Source organism: Chloroflexus sp., from assembly GCF_049970315.1.
GTDB lineage: Bacteria > Chloroflexota > Chloroflexia > Chloroflexales > Chloroflexaceae > Chloroflexus.
Genome location: NZ_JBMFNE010000003.1, coordinates 272,536 through 293,983, shown reverse-complemented (window position 1 = coordinate 293,983; position 21,448 = coordinate 272,536). Strand labels below are relative to the sequence as shown.

Below are 21,448 nucleotides of genomic sequence, written 5' to 3'. Positions count from 1 at the left end.
CCCCGCGGATGCAGTAGGGCCGCACGGCAGTGCGGCCCCGCGGATGCGGTGCGGCCCCGCGGATGCAGTGCGGCCCCGCGGATGCAGTGCGGCCCCGCGGATGCAGTAGGGCCGCACGGCAGTGCGGCCCCGCGGATGCGGTGCGGCCCCGCGGATGCAGTAGGGCCGCACGGCAGTGCGGCCCCGCGGATGCGGTGCGGCCCCGCGGATGCAGTGCGGCCCCCGGTGCATCCCAATCAGGAGTTCACGCCATGGACCCACGTGATCGCGTTGTCATTATTACCGGTGCCTCTAGTGGGATTGGCGCTGCCACTGCCCGTTGTTTCGCGGCTGCCGGTGCGCGATTGGTGTTAGCCGCCCGTTCGGTGGATACGTTAGCTCAGATTGCAGCCGAACTGCCGCAAGCCCTCTCGGTACCGACCGATGTGTCCGATCCGATTGCTTGTGCGCAATTGGTGGAACGTGCAGTAGCAACATACGGTCGAGTCGACATCTTGATCAATAACGCCGGAATTGGCCTGACCGGTCCGGTAAGTACGCTCGCTCGCCACGACCTTGAGCGAGTGTTGGCGGTTGATCTGCTTGGCCCGATCTGGCTTATGCAGGCTGTCGTACCGGTAATGCGTGCCGCCGGACGTGGTCAGATCATCAATGTCTCATCGGTGTTGGCCGTGCAACCGTTGCCGTACTTGGGCGGCTACGCGGCTGCGAAAGCGGCGCTTGAACAGATCAGCAACGCACTGCGCATCGAGTTGCACGGCAGCGGCATTGCGGTGACGGTGGTCCGCCCTGGTACGACCCGTACCGATTTTAATCAACGACGGCTGGGGCGTGGTCGTGAGCGGCGCCGGATTGCCCCGCCCGGTGTTGCGCCGGAAGTGGTGGCACGTGCTATTCTGCGGGCAGCCCGAACCGAGCCGCGTCTTGCGTATGTGAGCTGGATGGATCGCCTGGCGCTAATGGCGAGCCGTTTGGCGCCGGGTGTGGTCGAGGCAATATTAGCACGTGCCTTTCGTTGGGAAGAATGAGCGTGAGTGGTGTGCTGGGTGTTCGAGATATGACTACCCACGTACATTCTTGCGTGCTACAATGTAACCTCGAATTCGTGGTGAAAGAAGGTCACCTGGTTCGCGCTTCGCAGCGATCTACAACCTGGTTGGTTCTGATCTTGATGATGGTTGTAAATCGTCCTTGATGTACTCATGCGATATTCGGCCTTGCGGAGCGATTGGCATGATCTCGATGCAGCCGATATTGGTCTCGTTACCGGTAATAGTGAACGTTGTTTGTCGTTGCAGCCGGAGAACGTCGTTAGAGCGACTAACTGCCAGAGCAGTGATGCACCGCATCCAGTTGCTTAACAGCGGATTCGACGAGCTGTCTTTGGCGAAATAGCGGCGGGTCGCTGCTACGATGCCACAGAATAAGCTAATCGCGAGTATAATAGGGCAAGGGATCATAGGGTACTTGGGCTACACATTAGGAACGAAAACTACATGTTGGTTTGCATTGTCCCGTCTGGTATGCGTCAGAACGGTTGTTGCGCAGAAAAGTGAGGTTGAAGATGTCGACCCTCGCACCCCTCCGCTTCTCAGTCTGTCTCGATATGATCTTCACCGATCGACCGTTTGAGCAACGGCTGGAGCATATTGCCGATCTGGGTTTTCGCGCCTACGAGTTCTGGACGCGACGGGGCAAGGATATGAACATTACCATTGCCCTACAGACAGCGTTACGTTTGCATTGTGTAGCTATTTTGGGAAGTGAGGCATCGCCAAACGATCCCGATCAGCGTACTCAATTCCGCGATGAGATTAGTCGAAGTGCAGCACTGGCGGTCGATTTGGCGTGCGACAATCTGATTGTGCATGGGGGGGTTATCCGTCCGGATCTCGATCTGGCCTCGCAACGGGCGTGTCTCATCGAGGCATTACAAGAAGCAGCAGAAACAGCTTCTGATGCCGGTTTGAACCTTTTACTCGAACCGCGTAATCCGCTTGATCATCCGGGGAGCTTCTTGTGGTCGTCTGATGAAGGATTTGCGATTGTGCGCGCGGTTGGGCAACCACACGTGAAGTTGTTGTTCGATTGTTATCATCAGCAAATTAGTGAAGGTAACCTGACCCGTCGTATTTTGGCGAATCTTGATCTTATCGGTCATATTCATGTTGCCGATGTGCCCGGACGGCACGAACCCGGTACCGGCGAGATTAATTATGAGCATATTTTTGGTATTTTGCGCGAACATGCGTATAGCGGCTATGTTGGTTTAGAATATGCGCCACGGATTGATGCTGCGGCCAGTTTGCGGGCAGTGCGGATGATGGGGCAGTAAAGCTGAGATCCGAATGAATATCTTTACATATGTATTCGTCACCAATTATGATGGCGTTTTCGCATAAGGAATACAATGAACAACTTTTGTCGAATCAGTGTTTTCTACGATGGTTCGTACTTCTCATATTCGCAAGCATATTTCTACGCTGAAAAGAAAGTTGGCCGGCTGTCGTTTACGCTGTTTCACCGCTTGATCGAGCAATTCATCAGCAGCAAAGAGCAGCGTTATGTGATGCACCGCATTGTCTATGCGAGTTGGCATCAGGGTCTTTTCCCTGCATCACAGACCAATGAAAAGCAGTTTTTCGTTGAGCGCAATCGCCACCTCGATCTGATGCACGCCGGGATCGAGCCGAAGTATGTGCCGATGGCACCGAGTGGGCATGAGAAAGGGGTTGATGTGTCGTTGGCGGTTGATGTGATGGAGCGCGTGATAGAGGGAAAGATCGATGTGGCTGTCCTCGTCACCGGCGATGGTGATCTGACACCACTGGCGCGCACGGTCATGAAGCACGACGTGCGTGTCGGTGTTTTTTTATTTTGAATACGATTCGCCGCAACGGAATAGCCGTGTCAATAGGCGCTTGATCACCGCCTGTAACTACTCGTTTAACGTGAACGAACTCGAACGTGATCCCCGCTACGCTACCGTCTTTAAAACGCTGTTCCGCACACCACAAGCACCGCCGAGAAAGCATAGAGAGTTTTACCCCTGGCCCCTCTCCCAAGGTAGTGAGAGAGGGGATGTTGATGTCTCCTTAAGACTGCACTACGCTGAAAACGATCGTCGAACCGCTCGCTTGGGCGCGCCAGCGCCCGAGAAATCTTCCATCGAACGATGGGAAAGATTTCTCGCTACGCTCGAAATGACAGCGGTTTGCTGGTGAGGACGGTGCTGTGCTCGCACTGACAGCGGTTTGCTGGTGAGGACTGCGCTGCGCTCAACACGACCGTCGCCCCACTCCCTTGTGATTTCGAGGGCGCGCCAGCTCTTTTGTCATTTCGAGGGCGCGCCAGCGCCCGAGAAATCTTCCATCCATCGAACGATGGGAAAGATTGCTCGCTACGCTCGAAATGACAGCGGTTTGCTGGTGAGGACGGTGCTGTGCTCGCACTGACAGCGGTTTGCTCGATAGGACAGCACTGTGCTCGCACTAACAGTAGTTTGCTTACGCGGACCGCGTTGCGCTCGCACTGACAGTGGTTTGCTTGCGCGGACCGCGCTGCGCTCGATATGCAATATCTCCTTTGGTGGGAAGAGTTTATAAAAGCATTCGGCTATCGAGCAGGTGTCCCATACGGAGTTGTTTAGCCAAGAGATACGGGGCGTTATACACGTTTGCCGGAATTTGAAGGGGAACTCGTTCTGACACCTTAATGCCGTACTCTTCGAGACCGGTGATTTTGTCTGGGTTGTTGGTGAGAAGACGGACGGTGTGAACGCCAAGATCACGCAGGATAGCCGCTGCAACGCTGTAGTCGCGGGTATCGACGGGTAGTCCGAGCGCGCGATTTGCGTCAATGGTGTCTAGCCCTTGTTGTTGGAGGGCATACGCCCGAATCTTGTTGACCAGCCCGATCCCACGACCTTCTTGCCGCAGGTAGAGCAACACGCCGCGCCCGGCCTGCTGAATTGCGTTGAGTGCGGCAGCAAGTTGTTCGCCGCAGTCGCAACGGTGCGAGCCGAAGATATCTCCGGTCAAGCATTCGGAATGGAGGCGGGTGAGGACCGGCTCTGAGCCGGTTAGGACACCGCACGTCAGCGCGATCTGTTCTTTCTGTTCAGCATCGAGATAGACGATAATCTGAAAATGACCGAATTTGGTTGGTAAATCGGCCATCGCCGCACGGGTAATGAGAACGGGTGAAGATTCTGTTGTCATACCTGAGCCTCTGGATCTTCAGTAGAACGAATAAGAATAGACGGGTTGGCAATGGTTATTGTTGTCATAACCCATGAGCCGATCAACAGCATGCCTCCCGCGAGATAGGGTGTAGTGTTGCCAAACCAGTCGAAGAGGAAACCGAAACTGGCCGGTCCGATCAGGAGAGCTACACTGATCAGTGCCTGCATCCCGCCAAGCACAATTCCTTGCCGGTTTTCACTGGCCTGTCGTGAGACGAGCTTGTGATGGCCGGTACGGCTAGTCCCATCCCGATGGCGAGAAGCGCGGTGAGCGGAAAGAGAAGCCAACCCGTATGTACACCACTGACAAAGGCAAAGGCGAGGGCCATCAACCCCAAACCACCGCTGGCTAACCATGCATCGCTAAGCCGTGATTGTAACTGGCCGATGAGCACGCCTTGCGTTAGGGCAGCACACAGCCCTACAAAAACAAACAAGATCGCATTCTGATCTGGTCCCCAGCCGAAACGGGTGAGCGTGTAGAGTGCAATATTACTTTGTAAACCGGCAAATGTGATGTTGAGTAGCATCACCGCGATCAACAACGGTCCTACCGATGAGGCTTGTAACGCAATGAGCGCCGATCCGAACAGGTTGCGGAAGGGCAACGACGCTGTGCACCGCTTTGGTGATAACGACTCGGGTAAGACAATGCTGGCGTAGATAGCGTTAATCAAGGCAATGGTAGCGGCGATGAGTGGAGGCAGGGCTAATCCGAACTGGCTGAGGAAGCCGCCGATAGCAGCTCCGCCGATCAGGCCAAGCCCAAATGCCGCACCAAGCAACCCGAAGCCGCGAGTTCGTTCGGTCGGTGACGTGACATTGGCAATGTAAGCCTGTGCCACCGGCAGGCTCGAACCGGCTACCCCGCCAAGAGCGATGGCAGCCGCCAGTAAAGGGAGTGAGTCGGCGAGGGCTAGCCAGCTATATGCCAATGCCGATCCGAATAAGCAGTCCAAAATAACCGGTCGTCGCCCGACGCGGTCGGAAAGTGCCCCGAACAGCGGTGCTGCCAGCAACTGTATCAGCGTATACAGTGAGCCGAGCAACCCAATGATCGTCGCGTTACCTCCCCGCGTCTGCACTATAAACGGGAGTAACGGCATAATCAAGCCGTATCCCAGCATATCAACCAGGACCGAACTGGCGACGATGTAGCGATGATGGTTTAATGCCATGGTCTTGTCTCACGATATTCAATGGGTGTTACTTGCCGTATCAACTGCTCTGCCACTACTTGCACCGTCGAACGCAAGCTGGTGTTGGCGACGAGCGGTGGCCCCCACCGGATGCGCACCGGATTTGTCGCGAGATGCGGCCACAACACTTGCAAAATTGCCGCTAACCACCGTCGTTCCAATGGTTCGCGGCGAAGGTGCGTCAACGGATGGTGCAGTGCTGCCGGAGCCTGGACATCGCTAACGATGGCCGTTACCACAGGGATGTCAGGTGATAACCGGCCAAACAGATCGAGGCTGGTTGACCACTCGGCCAAGCCCATTATCGCCGTTGGATCACGTGCCGGGTCAGGCTCGATCCGACCGGCAGGGAACGTTAAGACTGCACCACCTTGCTGTAGATGGCGTATCGCCATACGAAGCGTGGTCATGCGTCCGGTTGGGGTTGTCCCCACCGGAATAATCGCCGCTGCCGTATTCGACAAAGCCCGTAGGAGCGGACGAGCAATCGCAATAATCTTCAGATCGGTACGACCGAGAGCTGCGATGAGAGCTGCCGCATCGAGCAGACCAGGATGATTGGCGACCACGAGTAATGGGCCGGTGCGTGGTGGTTGTGGGCCGTCGATCCGCAAACCTGGGGCAAATTGGCTACAGATCCACCGGCTCCCTGTCGGTAATCCGGCTTTGCCGACTAATTCGTCGAACACGAGGAGTTGTTCGGCGAACCGTTGGGCCGGTAGACGAGCAACGAGCGCAGCAATTCCGTAGATCCACGATGGTTGCGTTATCCCAAATCCACGCAACATATCGTGAATATTGCACCACATCAGATCGGCCAAAGCAGACGACCGGTAATGTGGTTTGGCGGCGAGACGATAATTCTGGTAGTGATTGATAAGCACAGGAAGAATACGTGCAACGTTCACATGCTGTTGTTATCAATTAACCCTGTATTGCTATCATACCACTGCTTGCCCGAGAATCACGGTACAATAATAATAAATATAGGTCTTTTCCGAAACAGGAGAACAGATTATGCCTACGGTCACCATTAACGATGTCGAGATGGAGGCCCGTCCCGGTGAACGACTCCTCGATATTGGCCGACGCCATGGCGCGCATATGGGTTTTGTCTGTAACGGTACCGGTTTTTGTCAAACGTGTAAAGTCAAGGTACTTGCCGGCAGTGAATCACTCAATCCGCCAACTAAGCTAGAGAAAAACTGGATTCCCGAGCAGCGGCTGCAAGAAGGGTGGCGTTTGGGATGCCAAGCTGCTGTGCGGGGGAGAGGGCCGATCACCGTTTTGACCAATGCTGAACTGTTGCGTCGGCAGACCTTTGCGGTGGTCAATCCACCCGCTGGTACCGATACGTTGTCCAATGTGGCCGCTTTACTGGCTAATATTGGGCAGCAAAGTATCGATCAGATTACCGGATATCCGTTTAATTTACTCAACGCAGTATCTCGGATAGGATTAGGTCGTTTGCTGAATCCGTGGCAATCGGTCGAACAGTTTAGTCGGTGGATTGCTGATTTTGGTAAGGTGGTGGAAACGACACTGAATGCACCGGTACCGCCTCCACCTCGTGATCCGCTCGATCAGGTGCGTGCGGCGGCTGCTGAGGTTCGGCGAGCTAGCGAGGCCAGCTAGGTAATGGGACAACGGCGGATTATCTCCTCGCTGTGGTAGTTTTCCCTCTACCTTAGCCTCCCTCGTGCGCGGAGGAGGCGGGGAGAGGGGGAGCATCTCCTGTCATCGCTATCGTTTCTTTCCCCAACTCTTCTCGCAAACCATGCTCATTGCAGCATACCTGTAAAGTCATGGTATGCTACCTATCAGCAAATACCTTGCCGAGGAGCTACCATGACGAACGAACCTCGTACTGCACTTGTCGTTGTCGCGCATCCTGACGATGCTGAATTTGGTTGTGGTGGTACCTTAGCCGCATGGGCCGCTGAAGGGTGGGAGATTACCTTAGTGATCTGCACCGACGGTGGCGGTGGCGGGCCTGATGATACCACCGATGTTGGCCCGACAGCTCGTCGCCGTATCAGTGACATTCGCAAGGCAGAGCAACGGGCAGCGGCGGAGGTACTCGGTCTCAAAGAGGTTGTGTTTCTCGACTACCCGGATGGGATGCTGCAACCAACTCTCGAACTGCGCCGAGATATTGTCCGCCAGATTCGCCGTGTACGCGCACAGCGGATTGTTTGCCAATCACCTGACCGGGTCTGGACACCGCAGTACTCCATCCCGCGGTTTCATCCCGATCATCTCGCTGCTGCCAATGCCACCCTTGCAGCGGTGTATCCGGCGGCACAGAACGGATGGGATTTTCCAGAACTCTTAGCCGAAGGCTATCGACCGTGCAAGGTGCGCGAACTTTACATCACCGGTGCGCCGGTGTTGAATTATGCCGTAGATATTAGTGCTACCATCGAGCGGAAACTGGCTGCATTGCGCTGCCACGTCTCGCAGTTAGGGACGGATCAGACTGAGTTAGCGCAGATGGTGCGGCAATGGGCTGCTGAGCGGGGCAAAGAGTTTGGTTTGGCGTTCGCCGAAGTATTCCATCGAGTGGAAAATTAGGTATTCACTACGATGGTGAGAGTGAATGGAGGCAGAACTGTTGCAGGTTGATGGATGAGACTGTAGCAGTGAACCTACCGCCGTGCTGCCGGCACAATGGGTGGTGGTGCTGTATAGCGAGATAATGTGATAAGTTGTTTGTTGCAGTTGACTCCGAGGCCAGACTCGGATATACTACCCAACGGTGGGCCGGTAGCTCAGTGGTAGAGCACCTGACTTTTAATCAGAGGGTCGTGGGTTCGATCCCCACCCGGCTCACCAGCTGCGGAAAAATACTGCCGCCGATTTGGATGTTGTCTTGCAATACCCGGTCGGCGGCAATACTTTTTGTTGCGTTACGTTTAGCCGGTTCGTCTCATTCCTCTGCCCAATCACGCGGTTTGAGAAACTCGGCCATCGCCGCTTCCGGTGATCCTGGTTCGGGCTGATATTTGAATTGCCAGCGCGCTAGTGGCGGTAATGACATCAAGATGGCTTCAATGTTGCCGCCGGTCTGTAGGCCAAAGAGCGTTCCCCGGTCGTAGATGAGGTTGAATTCAACATACCGACCCCGTCGGTAGAGTTGCCACGAACGTTCGCGTTCGCTGTAAGGGGTGTGCATACGACGTTTGACGATCGGTAAATAGGCGTCGAGGATGGTGGTGATACCGTCGCTAACGAAGGCAAAGGCCTGCTCAAAGCCGTCTGGCCCGGTGGGATGGAAGTCATCGAAGAAGATGCCGCCGATGCCGCGCATTTCATTACGGTGCTTGAGAAAAAAATAGCGATCACAGGTCTCTTTCATTGTGCGATAATCGGCGATGGGGTGGCGTCCGCAGTAGTCGCGAAGCGTGACGTGAAAATGGCGTGCATCTTCGACAAATCCGTAGTTGGGAGTGAGATCCATCCCACCACCGAACCACCAATCGTCACCGGTCTCGAAGTAGCGAAAGTTGGCGTGAAAGGCGGGAACGTAAGGGTTGCGTGGGTGAAGAACCATTGAGATACCGGTAGCGAAGTAGGGTTGGCCGCGGGTTGAGGGGCGATGTTGCCAGATACTCGGTGGCACCTCTTCACCGTACACTGCCGACACATTGACCCCGGCGCGCTCGAAGACGGCACCGTCGGTCATGACGCGCGCCGTACCGCCACCTCCTCCCGGTCGTTCCCACGTCTCGGCAACAAAACGTTGGTGTCCGTCGATCTCTTCAAAGGCAGCGCAGAGGTTTTGCTGACCGGTGCGCATCAGCTCATGCACAAGCGAACGAGTGTCGGTAATGGTCATAGGTCGTCTCCTTTGAGGTAAGGACGCAAAGCAAGCAAAGGTGTAAAGGGATAAACGCAAAGGCGCAAAGAACGCGAGGGACGCAATGGGTTGGGATGGTCCTTGGTCGTGTTTCCGGCTTGCGGCGCGGCGGAACGCGCTGGTGGCGTACCCAAACCCTTTGCGCCTCGGCGTTGGTTACAGTTGGGCGAACGATTCCTCCACGGCGGCCAGCGTCTGGTCAATGTCGGCGTCGGTGTGAGCAGTGCTGACAAAGCCGGCCTCAAACTGTGATGGAGCAAGGTAGATACCGCGGTCGGCCATCGCCCAGAAGAAGCGAGCATACCGTTGGGTGTCGGCATTAGCTTTCGCTTCGATGTAGTTGGTGATTTGCGCATCGGCGTGACGCAGGAAGTAGCAACCGAACATCGTACCCACATTGCCGACTTGTAATGGAATGCGATAGCGTTCACCCAATTCGCGCAAACCGTTCGCAAGTCGGGTGGTGAGCGTGACGGCCCGCTGAAAAGCGGTGTTGTCGTCAGTGAATGCGGTGCGGAGTGTGGTGAGGCCGGCGATCATTGCCAGCGGGTTGCCACTCAGGGTACCGGCCTGATACATCGGGCCGGCCGGTGCGACCAACTGCATCAAATGGCGCTTTCCGGCATATGCGCCGACCGGTAGGCCGCCACCGATCACTTTTCCCAAACAGGTGAGATCGGGGTCGAGGTTCCAGAGGGCTTGGGCGCCGCCAGGGGCAACCCGAAAACCGGTCATGACCTCATCGAGAATGAAGATGGCACCATGCTGTTTGGTGAGTTCACGGAGACCGCCGAGGAAACCGGGTTTGGGGAGGACGAATCCCATATTGGCGGCAATCGGCTCGACGATCACGGCTGCAATCTCGCTGCCACGTTTGGCAAAGAGATCGGCCGCGGCGTCGAGATCGTTGTATTCAATAGTGATAGTATCGGCGGCAACGGTCGGCGGTACGCCGGGACTATCGGGTAGGCCAAGGGTAGCAACGCCGCTGCCGGCCTGCACAAGCAGCATATCGGCATGACCGTGGTAGCAGCCGTTGAACTTGACGATGAGGCGGCGTCCGGTGGCGGCACGGGCAAGCCGAAGCGCACTCATCGTGGCTTCGGTGCCGCTATTGACAAAGCGAATCTGTTCGATCGACGGCACCAGCTCAATCACAAGCCGTGCTAATTCAGTTTCGAGTTCGGTTGGCGCACCAAAGCTGGTTCCGCGTTGGGCTTGCGTGGCAATCGCGCTGACAACCGCCGGGTGGGCATGACCGAGCAAGAGTGGTCCCCACGAGAGCACGTAATCGATATACCGGTTACCATCAACGTCCCAGATGTGGGCGCCTTGGCCGCGCTCGAAGAAGATGGGGCTACCGCCAACTCCGCGAAAAGCGCGTACCGGGGAATTGACACCACCGGGAATAACAGCTTGAGCTACGACAAAGTTGGTCTGTGAACGGCTGTAACGCTCGGTAGCAATGGTCATTGCATAACCTCCTGCAAGGCGGGCGTGGTCGCTGGAAGGGGGTGCGATTGGACAAATTCAACGAGATAGCGCACGTGTTCGACCGGTGTTTCGGTAAGAATACCGTGACCAAGGTTGAAGATGTGGCCGGGGCGGCCACCGGCGCGCTGTAAGATTTCACGTGCCCGGCTGGCGATGAGTTCGCGTGGAGCGAAGAGGGTCATTGGATCGAGATTACCCTGTACAGCGTGTTCGTAGCCGTACTGCGCCCACGCCACGTCGAGGTCGATCCGCCAATCGACGCCAAGCACATCGGCGCCAAGTTGACGTAATTCGCTCGCTAATCCGGCCATATCGGTGCCGAAATAGATGATCGGCGGGGCGGCTGCACCAAGGCGGGCACGGACGGTTGCCACCACGTTTTGGACATGGCGCAAGACGTAAGCGCGGTAGTCAGCCGGTGCGAGTGTGCCGGCCCAGCTATCGAAGATTTGGACGGCATCGGCGCCGGCCTCGACTTGGGCTATCAGGTATTCGGCGACCAACGTACTCAGCCGTTCCATCAGGTCGTGCCATGCAGCCGGCTGTTCATACATAAACCGTTTGGTGAGGCGGTACTCTTTCGAACTACCGCCTTCGATGGCATAGCTGGCTAACGTAAAGGGTGCACCACTGAAGCCGATCAGCGGGAGACCGTTCAGCTCTCGCTTCACCAAACGCACTGCGTCGAGGGTATAGGTAACCGTCTCACGTGGGTCACAGGCGTGTAGGGTAGCAACATCGTGCGGATGCCGGATCGGGTTATGGATAACCGGTCCTTCACCCTTCTCGTAGGTAAGCCGCAAGCCTAGTCCTTCGAGCGGTGGCAAAATATCGGCAAAAATAATCGCTGCATCGACCCCGAACGCTGCTATCGGTTGCAAGGTTACTTCGGCAGCGACTTCAGGCGTTTTCACCATCTGCAAAAAGCCATAACGTTCACGGACGGCGCGGTATTCAGGCATATAGCGCCCGGCCTGTCGCATCAGCCAGATCGGTGTACGGTCGACCGGTTGGCGGCGGCATGCTCGTAGAAAACGATCACGCATTGATCTCCTCGCTGGTGTGATAGTACATTATTCGATGAAACACGTGCAAAGCAACCTTAGTCCAGCCATTCGGCGGCTTCCTTCGCCCAGTAAGTAATGATCATATCGGCGCCGGCGCGACGGATTGCAGTCAGGGTTTCGAGAGCGATGCGCTGCTCATCGAGCCAGCCCTGTAATGCAGCAGCCTTAACCATGCTGTATTCACCGCTGACTTGGTAAGCGGCTAATGGTAGCGTATGGCGGTCGCGAACCTGCCGAATGATGTCGAGATAGGCGAGTGCCGGTTTGACCATCAAGATGTCGGCGCCTTCGGCTACATCGAGATCGACTTCGCGGATTGCTTCGCGTGCGTTGGCCGGATCCATCTGATATTGGCTGCGGTCGCCGAATTTGGGTGGGCTTTCGGCGGCGTCGCGGAAGGGGCCGTAGAAGGCACTGGCGTATTTCGCAGCATAACTCATGATCGAGGTGTGGGTAAAACCGGCAGCGTCGAGGGCAGCCCGGATCGTAGCGACCATACCGTCGATCATACCGGAGGGCGCGATAATATCGGCTCCGGCACGGGCATGCACGACCGATGCTTCGGCGAGGAGGCTGAGGGTGGCATCGTTGAGCAGATAGCCCTCACCGAGCTGCGGTTGGAAGTCGCTGTGATCGGGAGTATTGAGAACACCGCAATGACCGTGATCGGTATACTCGCAGAAACACATATCGCTGATCACGACCATACCCGGTACTGCTGCTTTGATAGCCTGTATCGCCTGCGGTACGATCCCATCGGGATCGGCGTTCTCGCTACCGCAGGCATCCTTGCGGGCGGGGATGCCGAAGAGCAGGACCGCACGAATGCCGCACTCCGCTAATTGTTTGGCTTCTTGCGCTGCCTGATCAGGCGACAGTTGATATTGGCCGGGCATGGAGCGAATCGCAACACGTAGATTGTGACCATGACGGACAAAGATAGGGGCGATCAGTTGCGCCGGTGTGAGCCGCGTTTCACGCACCAGATCGCGGAGAGCCGGGCTAAGGCGCAGGCGACGGGGACGCTGGACTGGCACCGGTAATTGTTGACCAATACTGTTCGTAGCCTGGGAACGTGATGACAGCGTTTTCATACTCATACTCCAGGGTAAAAAGCATTGTCAGACTGACTAATGGGAAGTTATACGTCCGGTTCTGTAAGCTGTCTCCAACTATCCATACAATCAAAACCCGCTCACAGGTTGCACATCCTGACCGAGAAAAACCCGTTCCAACGCCGCCAGCAGTGCATCGTCGTTGGGGCTTGTAGCGATGGCGGCAACCGGTAGGCCCAATTCTGTGCAGACGGCAGCAGTACTCGGCCCAATGCAGACTAATGGTGGGCACTGAGTTTGTGGCGGCAAGAGGGCCGGTATTTGGCGAGCGGCCGATCCGCTGGCCAGTACAATTGCATCAATCGTACCGCTCCGTAGCGCAGCGGCGAGTTCGGCGGCAGCCGGACTGCTGATCGTGCGGTAGGCAGTCACCCGATCAACAATTGCACCGGCTGCTTGGAGCGCTGCGGTCAGTGTTGATGGGGCAATATCGGCGCACGGTAGCAATACTCGCTTCCCGGTGAGTGTGCCCATAACGTTCGGTAGCGCGGCTCCGAGCTCCTCATCGGGTACACCGGCCGGTTCGCGCCCCCACGTGCGGCGGCAATCGGCAGCGGTTGCCTTCCCGACAGCAGCGATGGCTGTGGTCGCCGGCACTGTGGCCTCGGCTAACACGTGGACCGCTTGCCGGCTTGTGACCACGAGCCAATCATACGTGCCGGCGGCGAGTTGGGCCAGCGCGTGTTGCAGTGGGGCCGGATCGGCAGGTGGTGCATACGCGATGAGCGGCGTGAGTAACGGAATGGCGCCGAGTGCGCGTAATCGTGCAGCGAGTGTATCGCCGCGGCCTGCCGGACGGGTGATGGCTATCCGACGACCTAAAAGCATACTCATCGTTGCGCCTCCTGCTGACTTTGAATCGCGGCCAGAATTGCTTCGCCACCTTGGGCCAGGACAGCTTCGGCCACCGTGATACCGACGGCTTCGGGTTGAGCCGGATCACCGACTTGCTCGGCAAAGACCAGTGTGCTCCCGTCGAGTGCGCCAACCATACCACGGAAGTGTAAGCCGGATTCAGTCAAAACGGCATGAGCGGCAACCGGTATCTGACAACCGCCTTCGAGCCGGCGCAGGAATGCTCGCTCGGCCAGGGCGGCTGTGCGCGCTGCCGAGTCATCGAGGGCAGCGACGAGGCGGTTGGTCGTCTCATCGTCGGTGCGTGTCTCGACGGCCAAGATACCCTGTGCAACCGCCGGTAGCATCACCGATGGATCGAGGGGATAGACCAGCGCTTCGCCGATGCTCGCACCGGGCGTGCCATCCCACAACCCTAACCGGCGTAATCCGGCTGCCGCCAAAATAAGGGCATCGTACTGTCCTGCCGCAAGCTTCCGTAGGCGTGTGTCAACATTACCACGCACATCGGTCAGGTGCAGATCGGGACGATAGTAGCGTAACTGACTGGCACGGCGCAAGCTTGAAGTACCGATACGCGCTCCGGTAGGGAGCGTTGCAAGATCAGCGCCTACGTCGGCGTGACGCACGACTAAGACATCACGCGGATCCTCGCGCATCGGAAAAGCGCTTAGCATCAGCCCAGATGGAGTGGCTGTCGGCATATCTTTAGCGCTATGCACACATAGATCAACATCACCGGCGAGCAAGGCTTGCTCCAGCTCTTTCACAAAGAGACCTTTGTCGCCGACCGCCGATAGGGCTACATCGAGCACCCGATCGCCGGTCGTGGTAATGATCCGTAATTCGACCGACAGATCGGCAAACGTGTTGCGTAAGACGTTAGCGACCCATTCTGATTGAGTACGGGCCAGTGCCGAGCCGCGGGTACCGAGTAGTAAGCGCGCCATAGTTCCTCTCGTCTCTTCAAACCGTTATGCCGATGTCTTCCTGCAACCGAGCGTCTGGTGGACGTGCTACAGGGTTACGTCGCTTACCTTACGCGATCGATCGGTATTTCCCGTGCTACCGGCCTTGTGCTCAAGCGCATGTTCCAGATTAAACAGCTCGGCAAGCACGGTCGCATAACGTTTACCCTGACCGTGAGCAGCGGCTTCACGCAGGCAGCGGATCGGTGGATGGAGCAGCTTATTGACAATACTGCGGGACAAACCCTCGATCACGGCCCGTTGTTCGGGAGAGAGATCGTGGAGACGGCGCAAAGCGCGGGTAAGTTCTTCGTTTCGCACTTCTTCAGCCCGCTGACGAAGCATTGTCAACACCGGTAGTGCCTCTTGTGTTCGCAACCAATCACTAAACTCACGAACTTGCTCTTCAACAATCCGATTAGCAATATCTATCATGGCACTACGTAACTCAATCGTGTGGCTCACCACTTCGCGCAGATCATCGACGGTGAAGAGGTGAACACCGGGCAACTCGGCGACATCGGCGGCAATATCACGAGGGACGGCCAGATCGATCAGCAACATTGCCGGCGGGTCACAATCGCCGCAGGCTCGCATCCGTTGTTTATGGGCAAGTGCTTCGGCAACGTGGTGACGGTAAATGATCGGAACCGGCGCGGCAGTCGAGCTAATCACAATATCGGCGCGGGCAAGAGCTTCTGGTAGCGCACCGAAATCGAGCATCTCGGCACCGTAGCGTTCGGCCAATGCAGCGGCACGGGCCGATGTGCGATTGACAATGGTCAACCGGTTGGCGCCGTTGGCGATCAGATTCTGGGCCGCCAATTCACTCACTTCACCACCACCGATCAGCAATACTTCGCGTCCGCGCAGATCACCGAGCCGGCGGCGGGCAAGTTCAACTCCGGCTTGCGAGACACTGGCTGCACCTTTGCCGATAGTGGTCTCGTGGCGTACCCGTTTACCGGCAACCAGTGCGATTTGGAACAGGCGGTGCAACACTGAGCTGACGCTGCCGATCCGTTGGGCAGCTTCGTAGGCGCTCCGTACCTGACCTTGGATCTGTGCCTCGCCAAGAACGAGCGAGCGTAACCCGGCGGCAGTTGCGCACAGATGGCGGGCAACGGACTCACCCTGGTAAAAATAGAGAGTATAAACGAAGCTACCGGCGGGGCGACGGTGAAAGTTGGCCAAGAAATCGACCACGTGCTGCGCTGTCGTGCCCGGGTTCGCAACGCCATAAATCTCGACACGGTTGCATGTTGAGAGAATGACCGCTTCGCTGAACAGTGGTGGCGAACCGTTACCGGCTTGCGTCAGTTGTAACAGTGCGGACGGTAAATCGGTTTGGCTAAAGGCCAGTTGTTCGCGAATCTCGACCGGCGCGGTAGTGTGATCGAGACCGGCAAGGAACAGATTCATAGCCCTTGATCCTTTGCTCTGCAATGTGTATACGGTAAACGACGGAATCCCTCTTCCAGTCGGGTCGTTGAACACAATGGCCCAATCGACCCGTGCCGGTGCGCTGTTGCCACGGCACGGGCTGTCTCATTATACCCCATCTTAGTTTTAAAATTTACGTATATCTATACTTTTCTATGCATCGCCAATCACGGCCACTAACTGGCCCAACTCACGGCGCTGGCTGCGGAAGGCGCTGACATCAATCGTTCGTAAGAGGATGAGTGCAGTGCAGAGAATCAGCGCCTCGATCAGAAAGACGGTCACGTAAGCACCGGTTGGACCGACGACCAGCGCGGTGATGTCACGGATGATACCGGCGAGCAGGTTCCCCAACCCACGGGCCGCGGCATCGGCGACACCCCACGCACCGATGAACAGTCCAACCTGTTGCGGTGTAGTCATATCGAGCATCAGTGCGAGGTTGGTGGCAGTGGCGATGCCGGTACCAAAACCGAGCAAAGCTACTGAGGGTACAAAGAGCGGTTGCAGGTGCAAGATACCACTGAGCGCGATCAGGGTTAGCCCACCGGCAGCAATGATACCACCGAGCGTTGCCCCTTGCTTATTGCTCAGCCATCGGCTAAAGAAGATACCGTGCAGCAAGAGTGCCAGGAGTGTCGCTCCACCCCACGTCGCCGTTAATTGGGTGGTGTCGCGCACGTTCATTCCAAATGCCTGGGCGCCATACGGTTCGAGTAATACGTCTTGACCGAGAATAGCCGACAACATCAACATCAGATAGACGAAGAAGCGTCGTGCCTGGGGGTCACTCACGACGGTACGTACCGAGTCGGCGACGCTATGTCGTTCTTCATGGCTGAACGGGACGGCGTTACGCGGCTCAAGCCCGATGAGACCAAGCGTACTAATCAACAGGGCAGCACCGGCACAAATCGCAAAGACCTCGATGAGGCGAGTGGGAGAGTAATCCTCTAGTGCGCGGCCGGCCCCGATTGCCGTTCCGATCACGGCGGTGATCATCATAAACCACATGACCGCAATGGTACGCGAGCGTAGATGCGATGGCGACAGATCGCTGGCAAGGGAAAGGTACGACACAACCGCAACGTTGAAACCGATACCCCACATGCCAAAGATGAGCAGTGCCAACATTAATCCCGGCCAGAAGTTGGCGTCCATTGCAAAGGCGGCAAACGGCGTGAGCGCCGAGCCAACGACGCAGAGGATAATCCCCAGTACGATGTAGGGTGTACGCCGATACCCCCACAGTGGATGCCGGTCAGAGAACTGACCGATGAAGACTTGAATGGGCGAGAAGAGGTGCGGCAGGATGATCAGCGCTGCCACAACGCTGGCCATAATGCCGAGTTCGTGGATCATGATCCGGTTGAGCACGCCGGTAATCGGTACTAAACTAACGGCGGTAGCCATGTGGATCATGCCTAAACGGATCATTTTCAACCAGTTCATCCTACACTCCTCTCTTCGGTAATACCTTCTAGACGATCTTCGAGATCTTGATAAATCTCTTGCAGGCGATTGAGCGTTGCTTCATCAGCAGCCCAAAAGCCGCGTCCGGCAGCTTCGAGGAGACGACGAACAACGCCGGCGGTGGCAGATGGGTTGAGGGCGGCCATCCGCTCACGCATTGCATCGTCGAGGGCATAGGTAGCGGCAATCTCATCGTAGATCCACCCTTCGACGGCGTTAGCCGTGGCACTCCAGCCATAGGTATGACCGACACGCGCCTCGATTTCACGGACACCGGCAAAGCCGTGGGCTAGCATTGCTTCGTGCCACTTGGGGTTGAGTAGCTTGGCCCGTGTTTCAAGCCGTAGCATCGTCTCAATCGAGGCGATGCGGCTAGCACCGGGTGAACTGATCGCATCGGCAACCAATACCGGTGGTGCATTACCGCGAATCCGTTCTACACTCTTGGCGATCCCACCGAGATTCTCGTAGTAGTTGTCGATGTCGGTTAGACCAACTTCAAAACTATCAATGTTTTGGAACGTGGCTTGGACGTGCCGCAATGCTCCTTCAAGGAGACCACGTGCTTCGCGCCATTGGCCATTGGCAGTGCGAACGAAGCTCTTACGCGACAAGAAGGCATCGCTGAGCTGATCTTCACTTTCCCACGTCCCACTCTCAACGAGAAAGTTGACATTTGCGCCGTAGCTACCGGGCGCATTGGCGAACACGCGGATAGCTGCTTCTTCCAGTGAGATGCCCGTCTCGGCTACTTGGGCCAGCGCGTGGGCGCGGATGAAGTTCCACTCTGCCGGTTCGTCGGCGGTAGCGGCCAGATACGCGGCGCGGTCGATCAAGCGCATCTGGTTGCCGAGCAGGTCGCGGAAGATACCGCTCACCGTCACAACCACGTCAATACGCGGGCGACCGAGTTCGGCCAGCGGACGCAGCGCAACATCTGCCACGTTACCGAGTTCGTCGATCACCGGACGGGCGCCGATCAGGGCCAAGATCTGTGCGACCCCTTCGCAATCACTCTTAAGGTTATCGGTACCCCACAGCACAATTGCGATGCTCTGCGGCCAAGCTCCTTGCTCAGCGCGGAGACGGGCAAGTAGTTCGTTTGCCAATGCTTCGCCACGCTGCATCGATACCGGGGTGGGTACGCGATACGGATCGAGGGCAAAGAGGTTCCGACCGGTTGGGAGAACGGCCGGGTTACGTACGGCGTCGTTGCTCGGCGAGGGCGGGATGAAACCGCCGCGCAGACCATGCAACAGGTTGCGCAGCTCGTCGTTGGCGAGCAGGCCGTTGCGCAGCTCGGCCAGTTTGGGCCAGAGGGGACGCAGCGCAGTGGCGGAGACGAGATCAGCCAGCTTGGCGGCGACGGCTCGCGCGCCAGCCTCGGCATCGTGAGCCTCGGCATAGGCCAGCATCGCCGCGCGGCCACGGGCCTCGATCTCGCGCATCTGGTTTTGGGCCGCCAAATCGCTGCTCAGGCGGGCGCAGAGCTGCTGGTAGTCGATCCCCATCCCGCGCGCAATCAGGGCCGGCAGGCCGCCATTGGGCTGCAAACTAGCGTACAGCAGCAAGAAATCGGCCAATTCGGTGGGGGCGGGCGGTTGGCCGAGGACGTGCAAGCCGAGCGGGATCATACGCTGCTCGATGCGTAGCAGCTCGTGGGCCAAGCCGGCGACGTCGGCATGATCGTCGCCACTGCTTTCCATAGGAATACCCAGTTGCGCCGCCCGGTCGCGCAGATCGGCCACCAGTGCCGGATCGGGATTGCACTCGTACTGCTCGATCGCGTCGCGCAGCGCGCGCAACCCTTTATAGAGACCGGCCTGCTGCACCGGCGGCACAAGGTAGCTGACTAGCGTGGCCGCGCCGCGTCGTTTAGCGATGGCCGCCTCGCTCGGATTGTTGACGCTATAGACGTAGAAATTGGGCAGCGGCCCGATCAGACGCAGCGGCCAGCAACGCGCGCTGAGACCGACCTGCTTGCCCGGCATAAACTCCATCGCGCCGTGGGTGCCGAGGTGAATGACCGCATCGGCGCGGAACTTGTGCGTGATCCATGTATAGAAAGCGGCGAACGCATGGTTCGGCGCAGCATCTTTGGCGAGGAGCAACCGCATCGGGTCGCGTTCGTAACCGAAGCTGGGCTGCACACCGATAAAGACATTGCCAAACTGGCGGCCAAGAATCCGAATACCGCGTTGATCCCGCCACAATTCACCCGGTGCCGGACCCCAATACGGTTCGATCTCGGTATAGGCCGGGAAGAGGCGGCGATACTCATCGGCGCTCAGCCAATCGGCGATGTGGGCATCGGCCCCGTGGGCCGGGCCATCGGCCAACAACAGATGGCGCAGTTCATCGACACTGTGTGGCACCTCAACGTGATAACCATCGGCAGCGAGGGCTTTGAGCAGGTGATACAGGCTGGCAAACACATCGAGATAGGCCGCTGTACCGACGGTACCAAGAGCCGGGGGGAAGTTATAGATGACAATTGCCAGCCGCTTCTGCGCATTGGGCATGCGTCGCAACGCAACCCGACGGACAATCCGGTCGGCAATTTGCTCGATTTCGGCTTGAGCCGGTGCGAAGCGCTGCCCGTCGGCTGCCGGCCCCCCGAAAATCAACGGTTCGGCAGCACCTTCGAGTTCGGGAATCGCCACACTTAAGGCCTGCTGCACCGGCGTGAGACCGTTATCATCGGCGCGCCAGTCATCGATACGTTGAAAGGCGAGGGGCACCAACCCCAGATACGGTCGGTCAAAGCGGGTGAGGGCCTCGGCAGCTTGCTGCGGTTGGCTCTCGGCAGGACCACCAACCAAGGCAAAGCCGGTTGCATTGACCAATACATCAACATCGGCCAGCTCTTTATCGAGCAGCGGTCGTAGATCGAGACCGGCGGCGTAGGCAATGCGGGCCTCTAGCCCACGGGCCTCGATGGCCCTTGCCAGCGCATCAATGTGGGGTGTATTACCACTCAGGACAACCGTGCGCAGGGTCAAGATGCCAACGCTGCCACCCTTGGGAATACGCTTACCGCGCCAACGGCGGTAATCGTTCAGTGAGGTAAATAACTCTGGTGCGTCAGGATGGTACAGTGCGGTTTCAGGGTAACTCAGCGGATCGAGCTGAGGGAGCTTTGGGCGCGGCTGCGGGCCGTAGCGTGCAATCAGAATACAGAGCAAACGGTAGAGGTTTTCCGGCGAAGCGTTCAGCCAATACTGGTGGCTGGTGATATAGGTATAGAGATCACGTGACGTGCCGGGAATAACCTTCAAGACCTTGCTCAGGTTGCGCAAAATTGCCAACTGGCGCCGCGCTTCACCGGCCCCGCCTTGAGGACGGAGTTTTTGTACCCACCGCCGTAGTGGTCCCGGCTCGGTATCGCTCTCGCGGCGCAGGGAGAAGCCTCCGATACGGGTACAGCGGATCAGGGCCGGGTTGGAGGTAATAATCAGGGTTGGCTTTTCGTAGTGGGCCAGCCGTTCGGCCAGCGGACGCACCAACTCTTCACTAAATAGTCGTGCGCCAAAGACAAAATCGGCAATCGCTAAATCACGATCGAGCTGTGCCCATCCTGCTGCATCACGCAGAGTCGACGCATCGTACACCGCCAGGCTCAGCGTAACCTTGTGTTCGCGCCGCAGACGGTCGGCGGCTGCCAGCAGCGCCGGACGATGATTACCGTCGATAGTTAGAACCACAAAGTGCATGGGTCTTCCTCACCAGTCG

Annotated in this window: 19 protein-coding genes and 1 tRNA gene; 7 read left to right on the top strand and 13 right to left on the bottom strand. The window is 57.5% G+C overall.

Annotated features, from left to right (window positions below):
• Window positions 1-251 precede the first annotated feature (251 nt).
• The 4 genes from ACP5OT_RS03825 (at window position 252) to ACP5OT_RS03810 (ending at window position 2,881) form a co-directional block, all read left to right on the top strand.
• A complete protein-coding gene (locus ACP5OT_RS03825) occupies window positions 252-1,028 on the top strand; it encodes an SDR family NAD(P)-dependent oxidoreductase (protein ID WP_428131366.1) in 777 nt (258 codons plus the stop codon).
• A 174-nt stretch (window positions 1,029-1,202) separates the two neighbouring features.
• Window positions 1,203-1,361: a hypothetical protein gene (locus ACP5OT_RS03820; RefSeq protein ID WP_424676712.1), complete on the top strand. Its 159-nt coding sequence runs from the start codon at window positions 1,203-1,205 to the stop codon at window positions 1,359-1,361.
• Between the two features lie 203 nt (window positions 1,362-1,564).
• Window positions 1,565-2,335 (top strand): hydroxypyruvate isomerase family protein, encoded by a 771-nt coding sequence (locus ACP5OT_RS03815; RefSeq protein ID WP_424676713.1) that lies wholly within the window; start codon window positions 1,565-1,567, stop codon window positions 2,333-2,335.
• 75 nt (window positions 2,336-2,410) lie between these two features.
• Window positions 2,411-2,881, top strand: a complete 471-nt coding sequence (locus tag ACP5OT_RS03810; RefSeq protein WP_428131364.1) for an NYN domain-containing protein — start codon at window positions 2,411-2,413, stop codon at window positions 2,879-2,881.
• A gap of 718 nt (window positions 2,882-3,599) precedes the next feature.
• Here the strand turns inward: ACP5OT_RS03810 and ribA are convergent.
• From ribA to ACP5OT_RS03790, 4 genes are read right to left on the bottom strand one after another with little or no spacing between them, the layout of a single operon-like run.
• Entirely contained in the window at window positions 3,600-4,220 is a 621-nt protein-coding gene (gene ribA, locus ACP5OT_RS03805; RefSeq protein WP_424676628.1) for a GTP cyclohydrolase II, read from the bottom strand.
• A complete protein-coding gene (locus tag ACP5OT_RS03800; RefSeq protein ID WP_424676627.1) occupies window positions 4,217-4,411 on the bottom strand; it encodes a hypothetical protein in 195 nt (64 codons plus the stop codon). Before ACP5OT_RS03800 ends, ribA begins: the two co-directional genes overlap by 4 nt.
• Window positions 4,399-5,421, bottom strand: a complete 1,023-nt coding sequence (locus tag ACP5OT_RS03795) for an MFS transporter (protein ID WP_428131362.1) — start codon at window positions 5,419-5,421, stop codon at window positions 4,399-4,401. Before ACP5OT_RS03795 ends, ACP5OT_RS03800 begins: the two co-directional genes overlap by 13 nt.
• Complete coding sequence (locus tag ACP5OT_RS03790) at window positions 5,412-6,326, bottom strand: GNAT family N-acetyltransferase (protein WP_424676625.1); 915 nt, start codon at window positions 6,324-6,326, stop codon at window positions 5,412-5,414. Before ACP5OT_RS03790 ends, ACP5OT_RS03795 begins: the two co-directional genes overlap by 10 nt.
• A 133-nt stretch (window positions 6,327-6,459) precedes the next feature.
• Between ACP5OT_RS03790 and ACP5OT_RS03785 the strand changes: the two genes are divergently transcribed.
• The 3 genes from ACP5OT_RS03785 to ACP5OT_RS03775 all read left to right on the top strand — a co-directional run bounded on the left by ACP5OT_RS03785 (window position 6,460) and on the right by ACP5OT_RS03775 (window position 8,277).
• Window positions 6,460-7,077, top strand: a complete 618-nt coding sequence (locus ACP5OT_RS03785; RefSeq protein ID WP_428131359.1) for a 2Fe-2S iron-sulfur cluster-binding protein — start codon at window positions 6,460-6,462, stop codon at window positions 7,075-7,077.
• Window positions 7,078-7,290: 213 nt separating this feature from the next.
• Window positions 7,291-8,016 carry a PIG-L deacetylase family protein gene (locus ACP5OT_RS03780; RefSeq protein ID WP_424676623.1) on the top strand — a complete coding sequence of 242 codons (726 nt, stop codon included), beginning with the start codon at window positions 7,291-7,293 and terminating at the stop codon, window positions 8,014-8,016.
• A 186-nt stretch (window positions 8,017-8,202) separates the two neighbouring features.
• Window positions 8,203-8,277: transfer RNA gene (locus tag ACP5OT_RS03775), tRNA-Lys, on the top strand.
• Between the two features lie 94 nt (window positions 8,278-8,371).
• Here the strand turns inward: ACP5OT_RS03775 and hemF are convergent.
• From hemF to ACP5OT_RS03730, 9 genes are all read right to left on the bottom strand, one after another.
• On the bottom strand, window positions 8,372-9,280 hold the full coding sequence (hemF, locus tag ACP5OT_RS03770) for an oxygen-dependent coproporphyrinogen oxidase (RefSeq protein ID WP_424676622.1): 909 nt from the start codon (window positions 9,278-9,280) through the stop codon (window positions 8,372-8,374).
• A gap of 177 nt (window positions 9,281-9,457) precedes the next feature.
• Window positions 9,458-10,774 carry a glutamate-1-semialdehyde 2,1-aminomutase gene (gene hemL, locus ACP5OT_RS03765; protein ID WP_424676621.1) on the bottom strand — a complete coding sequence of 439 codons (1,317 nt, stop codon included), beginning with the start codon at window positions 10,772-10,774 and terminating at the stop codon, window positions 9,458-9,460.
• Entirely contained in the window at window positions 10,771-11,841 is a 1,071-nt protein-coding gene (hemE, locus tag ACP5OT_RS03760) for a uroporphyrinogen decarboxylase (protein ID WP_424676620.1), read from the bottom strand. The genes hemL and hemE overlap by 4 nt, the downstream gene beginning before the upstream one ends.
• A 56-nt stretch (window positions 11,842-11,897) precedes the next feature.
• A complete protein-coding gene (gene hemB, locus ACP5OT_RS03755; RefSeq protein WP_424676619.1) occupies window positions 11,898-12,956 on the bottom strand; it encodes a porphobilinogen synthase in 1,059 nt (352 codons plus the stop codon).
• Window positions 12,957-13,046: 90 nt separating this feature from the next.
• Window positions 13,047-13,811 carry a uroporphyrinogen-III synthase gene (locus tag ACP5OT_RS03750; RefSeq protein ID WP_424676618.1) on the bottom strand — a complete coding sequence of 255 codons (765 nt, stop codon included), beginning with the start codon at window positions 13,809-13,811 and terminating at the stop codon, window positions 13,047-13,049.
• Entirely contained in the window at window positions 13,808-14,782 is a 975-nt protein-coding gene (hemC, locus tag ACP5OT_RS03745) for a hydroxymethylbilane synthase (RefSeq protein WP_424676617.1), read from the bottom strand. Before hemC ends, ACP5OT_RS03750 begins: the two co-directional genes overlap by 4 nt.
• Window positions 14,783-14,848: 66 nt before the next feature.
• Window positions 14,849-16,222 carry a glutamyl-tRNA reductase gene (gene hemA, locus ACP5OT_RS03740; protein ID WP_424676616.1) on the bottom strand — a complete coding sequence of 458 codons (1,374 nt, stop codon included), beginning with the start codon at window positions 16,220-16,222 and terminating at the stop codon, window positions 14,849-14,851.
• A gap of 174 nt (window positions 16,223-16,396) precedes the next feature.
• Complete coding sequence (locus ACP5OT_RS03735; protein ID WP_428131357.1) at window positions 16,397-17,695, bottom strand: BCD family MFS transporter; 1,299 nt, start codon at window positions 17,693-17,695, stop codon at window positions 16,397-16,399.
• Window positions 17,692-21,429, bottom strand: coding sequence for a magnesium chelatase subunit H (locus tag ACP5OT_RS03730; RefSeq protein WP_428113400.1), 3,738 nt, complete (start codon window positions 21,427-21,429; stop codon window positions 17,692-17,694). Before ACP5OT_RS03730 ends, ACP5OT_RS03735 begins: the two co-directional genes overlap by 4 nt.
• Window positions 21,430-21,448 lie beyond the last annotated feature (19 nt).